The sequence below is a fragment of the Pseudomonas sp. Tn43 genome (genome assembly GCF_014192635.1).
Classification (GTDB): Bacteria; Pseudomonadota; Gammaproteobacteria; order Pseudomonadales; family Pseudomonadaceae; genus Aquipseudomonas.
Window position 1 is genome coordinate 605,635 of the sequence record NZ_JACHYG010000004.1, and the last position, 10,462, is coordinate 616,096.

At 60.8% G+C, this 10,462-nt stretch carries 9 protein-coding genes; 3 read left to right on the forward strand and 6 right to left on the reverse strand.

What is annotated here, in order from left to right; translation table 11 throughout:
* Nucleotides 1-281: 281 nt before the first annotated feature.
* Nucleotides 282-1,658, forward strand: coding sequence for an L-serine ammonia-lyase (locus FHW68_RS14480; RefSeq protein WP_183680959.1), 1,377 nt, complete (start codon nucleotides 282-284; stop codon nucleotides 1,656-1,658).
* A gap of 568 nt (nucleotides 1,659-2,226) precedes the next feature.
* Entirely contained in the window at nucleotides 2,227-3,330 is a 1,104-nt protein-coding gene (locus FHW68_RS14485; RefSeq protein WP_095633694.1) for a GlxA family transcriptional regulator, read from the forward strand.
* Nucleotides 3,331-3,459: 129 nt separating this feature from the next.
* Here the strand turns inward: FHW68_RS14485 and FHW68_RS14490 are convergent, their stop codons facing one another.
* The 6 genes from FHW68_RS14490 to FHW68_RS14515 form a co-directional block, all read right to left on the reverse strand.
* Nucleotides 3,460-3,723, reverse strand: coding sequence for a hypothetical protein (locus tag FHW68_RS14490; RefSeq protein ID WP_095633693.1), 264 nt, complete (start codon nucleotides 3,721-3,723; stop codon nucleotides 3,460-3,462).
* Between the two features lie 373 nt (nucleotides 3,724-4,096).
* Nucleotides 4,097-5,260 carry a gamma-butyrobetaine dioxygenase gene (locus FHW68_RS14495; protein WP_183680961.1) on the reverse strand — a complete coding sequence of 388 codons (1,164 nt, stop codon included), beginning with the start codon at nucleotides 5,258-5,260 and terminating at the stop codon, nucleotides 4,097-4,099.
* 11 nt (nucleotides 5,261-5,271) lie between these two features.
* Nucleotides 5,272-5,760, reverse strand: a complete 489-nt coding sequence (locus FHW68_RS14500) for a thioesterase family protein (RefSeq protein WP_183680963.1) — start codon at nucleotides 5,758-5,760, stop codon at nucleotides 5,272-5,274.
* Between the two features lie 161 nt (nucleotides 5,761-5,921).
* Nucleotides 5,922-6,887, reverse strand: a complete 966-nt coding sequence (locus tag FHW68_RS14505; RefSeq protein WP_183680965.1) for an L-carnitine dehydrogenase — start codon at nucleotides 6,885-6,887, stop codon at nucleotides 5,922-5,924.
* A 209-nt stretch (nucleotides 6,888-7,096) separates the two neighbouring features.
* Complete coding sequence (locus FHW68_RS14510) at nucleotides 7,097-7,984, reverse strand: 3-keto-5-aminohexanoate cleavage protein (RefSeq protein WP_183680967.1); 888 nt, start codon at nucleotides 7,982-7,984, stop codon at nucleotides 7,097-7,099.
* 100 nt (nucleotides 7,985-8,084) lie between these two features.
* Nucleotides 8,085-9,029 carry a choline ABC transporter substrate-binding protein gene (locus FHW68_RS14515; RefSeq protein ID WP_183680969.1) on the reverse strand — a complete coding sequence of 315 codons (945 nt, stop codon included), beginning with the start codon at nucleotides 9,027-9,029 and terminating at the stop codon, nucleotides 8,085-8,087.
* A gap of 224 nt (nucleotides 9,030-9,253) precedes the next feature.
* Between FHW68_RS14515 and FHW68_RS14520 the strand changes: the two genes are divergently transcribed.
* Nucleotides 9,254-10,201 (forward strand): GlxA family transcriptional regulator, encoded by a 948-nt coding sequence (locus FHW68_RS14520; RefSeq protein WP_183680971.1) that lies wholly within the window; start codon nucleotides 9,254-9,256, stop codon nucleotides 10,199-10,201.
* Nucleotides 10,202-10,462: the final 261 nt, after the last annotated feature.

Genomic DNA, 10,462 nt, shown 5'->3' on the forward strand with positions numbered 1-10,462 from the left:
GTGCGTCGTAACCAGTACAGGGATGGTCGCATCCAGTGTCGGTAACGTCGTTTACAGCTTTTTTCAGCCGGTTCAGCCCCGCTGATCCGCAAAAAAACGGCGAAAACATTGCGTAAGCGGCTTGCGGCGCTAGCGGGCATGAGTGCGTCGGTGTGAGACGTTGAGCGACATGACAAAAGCCTGATGATGCGGCCATCTCGGCGGATTGCAGCTTGAGCGTAGCAGCTCCGCCACTGGGCGCTTTTGCGCCTGGAGCAGGCACATCCAGGAGTTCAGCAGTAATGGCTATCAGCGTTTTCGACTTGTTCAAAATCGGCATCGGCCCTTCCAGTTCGCACACCGTGGGGCCTATGCGCGCCGCGGCGCTGTTCGTGCAAGGTTTGCGTGAACAGGGACTTTTGGAGCAGATACGGCGCGTTGAGGTTCAGCTTTATGGTTCGCTTTCGGCCACCGGTATCGGTCACGGCAGCGACAACGCAGTGATCATGGGCCTGATGGGCGAGTGGCCGGACGCGATCGATCCGTCGCAAATCGGCATCCGCATCGAGACCCTGCGTGAAACCGACACGTTATTGCTCGACGGTCGCTTGTCGGTCCCGTTCATCTGGGCCCGGGACATGCGCCTGATCGACGAGAACCTGCCGTTCCATCCCAACGCCATGACCCTGGTTGCCGAAGGCGATCACGGTGAACTGCATCGCGACACCTACTATTCCATCGGTGGCGGTTTTGTCGTCGATGAGGCACAGGCTTCCAGCGGCGTGGTGGATCTGGACCGCACCGTGCTGCCTTACGATTTCTCCAGTGCCGTCGAGCTGCTCAGTCTCTGCAAGCAGCACAACCTGCGCGTTGCAGAGTTGATGATGGCCAACGAGAAAGTCTGGCGCAGCGAAGAGGAAATTCGCGCCGGCCTGATGAAACTCTGGCGCGCGATGCAAGATTGCGTGGAGCAAGGCCTCAAGCACGAAGGCATCTTGCCCGGTGGCCTGAATGTGCGTCGTCGCGCAGCCAAATTGCACCGCAGCCTGCAAGAACTGAACAAGCCCAACGTGATCGGCTCGACCCTGAGCGCCATGGAGTGGGTGAACTTGTTCGCCCTGGCGGTCAACGAAGAAAACGCTGCTGGCGGGCGCATGGTGACGGCGCCGACCAACGGCGCGGCTGGGATCATTCCGGCGGTGTTGCACTACTTCATGAAGTTCAGCGAGGCAGTGACAGACGCCAACGTGGTCGATTACTTCCTCAGTGCCGCGGCGGTGGGGATTCTGTGCAAGAAGAACGCCTCGATTTCCGGTGCCGAGGTCGGTTGCCAGGGTGAAGTCGGTTCGGCTTGCGCGATGGCGGCGGCCGGGTTGGCGGAAATTCTCGGGGCCACACCGGAGCAATTGTGCAACGCGGCGGAAATCGGCCTGGAACACAACCTCGGCCTGACCTGCGATCCCGTGGGTGGGCTGGTGCAAGTGCCGTGCATCGAGCGCAATGCGATTGCCGCGGTGAAAGCGATCAACGCGGCTCAGATGGCGCTACGCGGCGACGGTCAGCACTTTATCTCGCTGGACCGGGTGATCCGCACCATGCGTGATACCGGTGCCGACATGCACGACAAATATAAAGAGACATCGCGCGGTGGGTTAGCGGTTAGCGCCGTTGAGTGTTGAGACCGGGTTGGCCTGTGGCGAGGGGGCTTGCCCCCGTTGGGTCGCGCAGCGCCCCCTGAAATCTTTACGACTGCTGCGCAGCCGAACGGGGCGATGCGGCGTTCCGACAAGCCCCCTCGCCACCGCGATCTCATTCCCATCAAAACAGTCAAAACTGCGCACCAAGTGAACACTCGCACCAAAACGCGCCACGTTTTGGCGCGTCGCAAACAGGTAAGCCTGTCTGCCCCCGCCAGGGATCCAATTCACGCCTGACCGTCCGTCGCCGTGCTTGCGGTGACACTCTCCCCTGGAGCCTCGCAGCCCTGTTCCCACAAGTGCTACCGATTTGCTCACAGGCAACGGGGTAGCGGGTTTGCGGCCTCTAATGGCACTTATGACCTCTTATCTCTGCGCGCCATATCTAGACGCATCGCGACGTCGTTTTCAGGAGTTATTGAACACGTATTCAATTTTAGGCATGGCAATTGCTCTGTCATTACAAAGCCCGTCTCCCACGCGAGAACGATGGCAATAAAAAGAGCCTCCGCCTGAGGCCATCACCCGCTTTGTGTGAGGAGATACCGCGATGACGACGTTCAACTCCGGGGCTCAACCCCAGAACCGTGCGCCTCAATCCATCGGCTTTTTGCTGCTGGACAATTTCACGCTTATTTCTCTGGCCTCCGCAGTAGAACCTCTGCGCATGGCCAACCAATTGTCCGGCCGCGAGCTGTATCGCTGGAGCACACTCACCGTCGATGGCGGTCAGGTCTGGGCCAGTGACGGTCTGCAGATCACCCCCGACGCCTCCATGCACAAAGCGCCTCCCATGGACACCGTCATCGTATGCGGCGGTATCGGCATTCAGCGCACCGTAACCCGCGAGCATGTGTCGTGGCTGCAAAGCCAGGCGCGTCAGTCCCGTCGTCTGGGCGCAGTCTGCACCGGCAGCTGGGCTCTGGCGTGCGCCGGTCTGCTGGACGGTTTCGATTGCAGCGTGCACTGGGAATGCCTGGCGTCGATGCAGGAAGCTTTCCCTCGAGTGGCCATGAGCACCCGGTTGTTCACCCTCGACCGTAACCGTTTCACCAGCTCCGGCGGCACTGCGCCGCTGGACATGATGCTGCACTTGATCAGCCGCGATCACGGTCGTGAACTGTCGGCCGCGATCTCGGAAATGTTCGTCTACGAACGCATCCGCAACGAGCAGGATCACCAGCGCGTGCCGCTCAAGCACATGCTCGGCACCAACCAGCCGAAGCTGCAGGAAATCGTGGCATTGATGGAAGCCAACCTTGAAGAGCCGATCGACCTCGACGAACTGGCGGTGTACGTCGCCGTGTCGCGTCGTCAGCTGGAGCGGTTGTTCCAGAAATATCTGCACTGTTCGCCGTCGCGTTACTACCTGAAACTGCGCCTGATCCGTGCCCGGCAGTTGCTCAAGCAAACGCCGATGTCGATCATCGAAGTGGCGTCTGTGTGCGGTTTCGTGTCTACGCCGCACTTCTCCAAGTGCTACCGCGAATACTTCGGCATTCCGCCGCGCGACGAGCGTGTGGGGTCCAACACCACGCAACAAGTGGCGATGATGCCGCTGCCGCAAGCGTTGGTGCTGTCGCCATTGTCCGGGCCGCTGTCGGCATTGAGTCAGGCGCGCAATGAGTCGACGTTTGCGAGCGTAAGGCTGTAGACCGCGCGGGCTATTGTGGCGAGGGGGCTTGCCCCCGTTCGGCTGCGTAGCAGTCGCAAAGATTTCAGGGCCGCTTCGCGACCCAACGGGGGCAAGCCCCCTCGCCACAAAGTGTTAACACCCCAGAAATCAGGCGCTACGGCTTTGCTGGTACGCCGCCAACGCCGGCAGCAATTGTTTGTCGATCGCCTGGCGCACGGCCGGCAGGATGGTCGCGCTGCTGGTGTACATCTGCTTCACCATCGTGCGTAGCGTCATCGCCCGCTCATCGTTCAAGCCACGTACCGCACACTCGCAAGCCTGCTCGGCTGTAGAGCCATTCGGCACTTGAAAGCCCAACGATTTCAGCTGGCCCAACAGGTCTTCCTGGTCAATCAAATCGGCGTGCATCATGACGCAATCCTTCTTCTGGGAACGGTGTCGTGGCTCGATTCTGGTAGGGGCTGGGGGTGGCGGCAAGGACGATTTGTCGCAATGGCCGCATTGGCTATGAACATGTCGTTTTCGGCTAACTTGCAAACAAGGAGAGTGGGCACACTGGATTCAGCTGGCTTCACGAAGGTTTGGTCACCCTCGCGCAACAGCTCCTCAACAGTACCCACCTCTGCCCCGATCCTGTCACGGCTTGATCGGGGTTTTTTTTGCCTGTGAATCAGTGATGAAAAGTGTTGATTGGGCTGACGCTTTCGCGGGCAAGCCTCGCTCCTATAGAGTTTTGCGTGATGCCTGTGGGAGCAGGCTTGCCCGCGATGAACGATGACGCGGTCTAGCGTTGCAACACCAGAATTCGCGACAACAACTCATCCCGGTCGACATAACACCCCTGGAAATGCCGGGCGCCGGTCGCGGGGTCGAAAGCGTTGCGGGCGTGCAGGGTGCGGCGGTTGTCGAAGCACCACAGCTCGCCGGGGTTGAGCCGCGTCATCACCCGGAAGCGCGCCTCGCGGGTCATCGCCATGAAGCGTCGGTACGCGCGATAGAACCCGGGCATTTGCTCGACGCAAGCATCGAACGGCCCGCGCAGAAAGTTCGCCATGCGGATTTCCGACACCTGCCCGAAAGCGTCCAGGGCGATGATCGGCGCCAGGCAGCGGTAGTCGCTGTGGCGGTCCTTGTTGCGGAACTCCACGGGGATTTCACACAAGGCCCGAAATGCCTCGGGATCTTCCTGGCGCAAGGCTTGGGCGATGGCAAAACCGTCGACGAAAATGCTCTCGCCACCGTCGGCGTCATTGACCAGGCAATGCAGAAATTGCAGTCCCGGTTGCAGCTCTCGTGTGGGCAGGTCGCTGTGCAGAGGCAGGTTGAAGGCGGTGTAGGCATTGCTGTCGGCATCGGCCCTGGACTGCACGTTGAACAGCACGCCGAAATTGCTCTGGCGGATGAACGAAATCCGTTGGGCAATCAGCTTCAGCGAGCCTGGCTGCGTGGGTACGCCGCGAACCTGGGTCAGGCCGATGTCGCGCACCGCCAATAGCCATTGCAGCAAAGCGTCGTCGTCATCCATCAACGCCTGATAGTCAAACACTGCAAGCTTCAGGTGGCTGTCCCACAACTTGCTTTTCGGTTTGGCGGCCCGGCGTTCGGCGCGGGATTCATCGTCATAGGCGTGGGCTCGCAGCCAGCCCGGGTCGAAGCGGCTGAGGTGGCCGTCCTGCCAAGCGACACACAGACAACCCTCGGCATCGATCTGTGCACTGTTGGCGATCAGATCTTCCGCGACATCAACGATTTCCAGCACTTGCTCGCGGGTCACCGTGTAAACGCACTGCGGGCATGGGCAGTTGTCCCGTAGCCATTGATGATGAAAAGGGCTGACCCGACCGTCCGCCCACTGCACGTGAATGCGGTCCGCCAGGGTGTGCACGGCGGTCAACGCGCTGATTAACGGGTAGGTGCGGAAATCGGCAACAGCGGCGGCGGTGTTCATGACGAGCTCCTTTATTTTTCGGGCGTAGGGGGCGTTCTCAAAGCGATCACTCGGCCAATGAAGGCGGGGGCGGGCAAGTCGGTTTGCTCGGCGACAATGGCTTGCAACTTGCTCAAGGTTTCTTCGCTGAACGGGGCGGATCGAGGTCCGGCGAGGTCGACGTGCAGCAGCATTTGTTCGTTACCCGCCAGCTCCTTGTCAGTGCCTGCCAGATGCAGGCTGTGATACAGATGCAGGCGCTTGCTGTCATGGCCAATGATCTGGGTGTGCACTTCGACGTCGGCGTCGAGCTTCACTTCGTGCAGATAATTGAGGTGCAGTTCGAGGGTGAACAGCGAATTGCCGCTGGCCTCGCGACTGTTGCTGTCCATGCCCAGTCGATCCATCAGCGCGTCGGTGGCGTAGCTGAAAATCAGCAGGTAGAAGGCATCGCGCAGATGGCCGTTGTAGTCGACCCAGTCGGGGATGATTCTGGTTTGGTAGGTGGTGAGGGTGGGCATAGTGAGTGATCCAGAATATGTGTTGACTGTGCTGCCGCTATCGCGGGCAAGCCCGCTCCCACAGTGATTTGAAGTGTAAATGCAATTTATGCCACCCGGTAAATCCCTGTGGGAGCGGGCTTGCCCGCGATGGGGCCAGACCTGCTGGCCCCTGACTTGGGTTACTCGCTGAACGTCATGCCATGTTTGGCCTTGGTGGTCTTCACCGCCTCCAGCACCGCCAGCAAGCAATCATCACGATAGCGCTCCAGCGCCGAGATGCTGTGTTGGCCCAACTGCTCGCGGGTGCCATCCACCACGTCATCGATCAATTGGTCGGTCAGTTCCGGTGCCGGCAGATAGGTCCAGGGCAACTGCAACGCTGGCCCGAATTGCGCCATGAAGTGCCGCATGCCCGCATCGCCACCCGCCAGGGTATAAGTCAGGAAGGTGCCCATGAACGACCAGCGCAGGCCCGCGCCAAAACGAATCGCATCGTCGATTTCACCCGTGGTCGCCACGCCGTCGTTGACCAGATGCAACGCCTCCCGCCATAGCGCTTCGAGCAAGCGGTCGGCGATAAAACCAGGTACTTCCTTGCGCACATGCAAGGGGCGCATCCCTAAGGATTCATAGACTTTCATTGCCGCCTGAACCGCTTGCGGCGCGGTATTCTTGCCACCGACCACTTCCACCAATGGCAGCAGGTAAACCGGGTTGAACGGGTGCCCGACCACGCAGCGTTCCGGGTGGGTCGAGCTCTCGTAGAATTCGCTCGGCAACAGCCCCGATGTACTGGAACCGATCAAGGCATTGGGCTTGGCCGCCGCGCTGATTTTGCTGTGCAGTTCCAGTTTCAGCTCCAGTCGCTCCGGAGCGCTTTCCTGGATGAAATCCGCGTCACGAACGCATTCTTCGATGGTGTCGACAAAGCGCAGACGATCCTGTGACGCGCCGGGTGCCAGGCCTTGTTTCTCCAGTGCGCCCCAGGCATTGGCGACGCGTTTGCGCAGGGCCGCTTCGGCACCGGGCGCCGGGTCCCAGGCCACCACGTCGAGGCCGTGGGCGAGGGCGCGAGACACCCAGCCGCTGCCGATGACACCGCTGCCCAGGGCGGCGAAGGTTTTGATATCAGTGATAAAGCTCATGGCGACGTCCTAAAGAGTTCGGTGATCTTTGCAGGAGCGGGCTTGTGTGGCGAGGGGGCTTGCCCCCGTTCGGCTGCGTAGCAGTCGTAAAACATTGCATGCGGTGTGGCTGACACTCCGCGGCTACAGGTTTTGGGGCCGCTTCGCGACCCAACGGGGGCAAGCCCCCTCGCCACACAAGCCTCGCTCCTACAGGTTTTGTGTGTGGGTTAACCGCGCTGGGTCAGGCCCATTTTCTTGCGGCCTTCAGCCGGGGTCAGAACGCGGGCGCCGAGGCGGCTGAGGATTTCGCCGGCGCGTTCGACCAGTTGGCCGTTGGTCGCCAAAACACCCTTGTCCAGCCACAGGTTGTCTTCCAGGCCCACCCGCACGTTGCCTCCCAGCAACACCGCTTGCGCCGCCATGGGCATTTGCATGCGTCCGATGCCGAACCCGGCCCAGACCGCATCGGCCGGCAAGTTGTCGACCATGGCTTTCATGGTGGTGGTGTCCGCCGGCGCGCCCCACGGGATGCCCAGGCACAGCTGGAACAGCGGGTTGTCGAGCAAACCTTCCTTGATCATTTGCTTGGCAAACCACAAGTGACCGGTGTCGAAGATTTCCAGCTCGGCCTTCACACCCAGCGCTTGAATGCGTTTGGCGCCCGCACGCAGTTGCGCCGGGGTGGACACGTAAATGGTGTCGCCATCGCCGAAATTCAGGGTCCCGCAATCCAGGGTGCAGATTTCCGGCAGCAATTCTTCGACGTGGGCCAGACGGGTCAGCGGGCCGACCAGGTCGGTGTTCGGGCCGAACTCCATCGGGTGCTCGCCCGCACCGATTTCCAGGTCGCCGCCCATGCCGGCGGTGAGGTTGACGATGATGTCGACGTCGGCCTCGCGGATACGCTCCATCAGTTCGCGGTACAGCGCCACGTCACGGCTGAACTTGCCGGTTTGCGGGTCGCGAACATGGCAGTGGACCACGGTGGCGCCAGCCTTGGCGGCCTCCACGGCGGCTGCGGCGATCTGTTTCGGGGTGACCGGCACATGTGGGCTTCTGGCGGTCGTGTCGCCAGCACCGGTGAGTGCGCAGGTGATGATGACGTCGTGGTTCATGGGGCAGGTTCCTTACAGGCGTGATTATGGGTGTGGCTCTGGGCGTGACGATTCCGTTCGCAGCCCGCATCGGGCTGCGAATAGGTGGTTCATTTCGGGTTTATTGACTGGTCAGTTTGAGGTTATCAGCCGCCGGTTTGCCGTCGAAGGTGGTCACGCCTTCGAGCCAGCGTTGCTTGTCTTGCGGGTGATCCTTGAGCCATTGCTTCGCCGATTCGAAAGCGTCCTTGTGATCGAGCAACGGCTGCATCATCCGGCTCTCGTCTTCGGCGGTGAACGTCAGGTTGCTCAGCAGGCGCCCGACATTCGGGCATTGCTGCAAGTAATCGGGCGCGGTGACCGTCCACACGGTGGCCATGCCTTCGTTCGGGCCGAGAGCGTCTTCGCTGCCGGTGAGGTAGGTCATCTGCACGTTGACGTTCATCGGGTGTGGCGCCCAGCCGAAAAACACCACGGCTTCCTTGCGCCGCACGGCGCGATCCACCGCTGCCAGCATGCCGGCTTCGCTGGACTCGACCAGCTGGAACTTGCCCAAGCCAAACTGGTTCTTGGCGATCATCGCCTTGATCTGCGTATTGGCGCCCGAGCCAGGCTCGATGCCATAAATCTTGCCGCCCAGTTCTTTTTCGAATCTGGCGATGTCGGCGAAGGTTTTCAGGCCTTTATCGGCGAGGTAGGTCGGGACGGCGAGGGTGGCGCGGGCATCCTTGAGGTTGGGTGCTTCGAGCACTTTGACCTGCCTGGCATCGACGAACGGGGTGATGGTCTGCGTCATCAGCGGGTTCCAGTAGCCCAGGAACAAGTCCAGGCGCTGGTCGCGAATCCCGGCGAAGATGATTTGCTGGGAGGCGCTGGTCTGTTTGGTGTTGTAGCCGAGACCGTCGAGCAAGACCTGGGTCATGGCGCTGGTGGCGATCACGTCGGTCCAGTTCACTACGCCCATGCGCACGTTCTGGCACGATGCGGGTTCGGCCGCCATGACACTGGCGCTCAAGAAAGCGGTACCGCTGAGTGCAAGAACACAGCTGCTGATCAGTCGTTTCATGTCGGGTTCCTCGGCAGGTCGTTATTGTGGGTCCGGTCATCTTTGTGCGCCGGTGGTGCCAAGTTACGCAGCTCAAGGCCCGTGAAAACGCACTGCGGCGACCAGCTCTTGCACTGCGGCGACCTGAGCCCTTGAATGCCGCTTGCAAGTGGCGTATCAACGTCCACACGCTAGCCGCCCTCTCGTTACCTGGCCTCTTTTTACCTGCTAAGCGAGTGCGCTCCATGCCCCAGGATTTCTACCTCTTGTTGATGCCGGGTTTTTCGGCGATCGGTTTTATCTCGGCCATCGAGCCGCTGCGGGTCGCCAATCGCTTTCGCGGCGAGCTGTACCGCTGGCATGTATTGAGCGCGGATGGTGGGGCGGTTTTGGCCAGTAACGGCATGTCGGTCAACGCCGATGCGGCGCTGGAACCCCTGAAGAAAGGCGCTACCTTGCTGGTAGTCGCCGGTTTCGAGCCGCTGAAGTTCACCAGCCCGGCACTGGAGCATTGGTTGCGCCGCTTGGACAACGAAGGCGTGACCCTCGGCGCCATCGACACCGGCAGCTTCATCCTCGCTGAAGCCGGCCTGCTCGACGGCCATCGCCTGACCCTGCACTGGGAAGCCATCGACGCCTTCAAGGAGTCTTATCCACAGCTGAGCGTTACCCAGGAATTGTTCGAGATCGACCGTCGGCGCATCACTTCTGCCGGCGGCACGGCTTCCATCGACCTGATGCTCGACCTCATCGGTCAGGCCCACGGCCCGGAGCTGGCGATCCAGGTCAGCGAACAATTCGTGCTCGGGCGCATTCGCCCGCGCAAAGACCACCAGCGCATGGAAGTCGCCACGCGTTATGGCATCAGCAACAAGAAACTTGTTCACGTGATCGGAGAGATGGAGCAGCACAGCGAACCGCCGCTGAGTACGCTGGAGTTGGCCGAATCGATCAAAGTGACCCGGCGCCAGCTGGAACGCCTGTTTCGCCTGCACCTGAACGACACGCCGAGCAATTTCTACCTGCGCTTGCGGCTTGAGAAAGCCCGGCAATTGCTGCGCCAGACCGATATGAGCGTGCTGGAAGTGAGTATCGCGTGCGGGTTTGAATCACCGTCGTATTTCACCCGAAGCTATCGGGCGAAGTTTGAGCGGTGCCCGCGGGAAGATAGGCGGCAAAGCCAGAAGGCCTGAAACCGCCCACTGTAGGCGCGAGGCTGTGTGGCGAGGGGGCTTGCCCCCGTTGGGTCGCGAAGCGGCCCAAAAACCTGCAGCTGCGATGTGTCAGCCGCACCCCAGGCAATGTTTTACGACTGCTTCGCAGCCGAACGGGGGCAAGCCCCCTCGCCACACAAGCCTCGCTCCTACATCTATGGTTACCCCCTTTTCTGCAATACTGTTTTTGATGCGTGTTTGGCTTGCTTTCATCTATCCGGCGTCTAAGTGGGGTTTGTG

Coding starts and splice junctions, on each gene's coding strand:
- FHW68_RS14480 (WP_183680959.1), top strand. CDS start 282: ATGGCTATCAGCGTTTTCGACTTGTTCAAAATCGGCATCGGCCCTTCC.
- FHW68_RS14485 (WP_095633694.1), top strand. CDS start 2,227: ATGACGACGTTCAACTCCGGGGCTCAACCCCAGAACCGTGCGCCTCAA.
- FHW68_RS14490 (WP_095633693.1), bottom strand. CDS start 3,723: ATGATGCACGCCGATTTGATTGACCAGGAAGACCTGTTGGGCCAGCTG.
- FHW68_RS14495 (WP_183680961.1), bottom strand. CDS start 5,260: ATGAACACCGCCGCCGCTGTTGCCGATTTCCGCACCTACCCGTTAATC.
- FHW68_RS14500 (WP_183680963.1), bottom strand. CDS start 5,760: ATGCCCACCCTCACCACCTACCAAACCAGAATCATCCCCGACTGGGTC.
- FHW68_RS14505 (WP_183680965.1), bottom strand. CDS start 6,887: ATGAGCTTTATCACTGATATCAAAACCTTCGCCGCCCTGGGCAGCGGT.
- FHW68_RS14510 (WP_183680967.1), bottom strand. CDS start 7,984: ATGAACCACGACGTCATCATCACCTGCGCACTCACCGGTGCTGGCGAC.
- FHW68_RS14515 (WP_183680969.1), bottom strand. CDS start 9,029: ATGAAACGACTGATCAGCAGCTGTGTTCTTGCACTCAGCGGTACCGCT.
- FHW68_RS14520 (WP_183680971.1), top strand. CDS start 9,254: ATGCCCCAGGATTTCTACCTCTTGTTGATGCCGGGTTTTTCGGCGATC.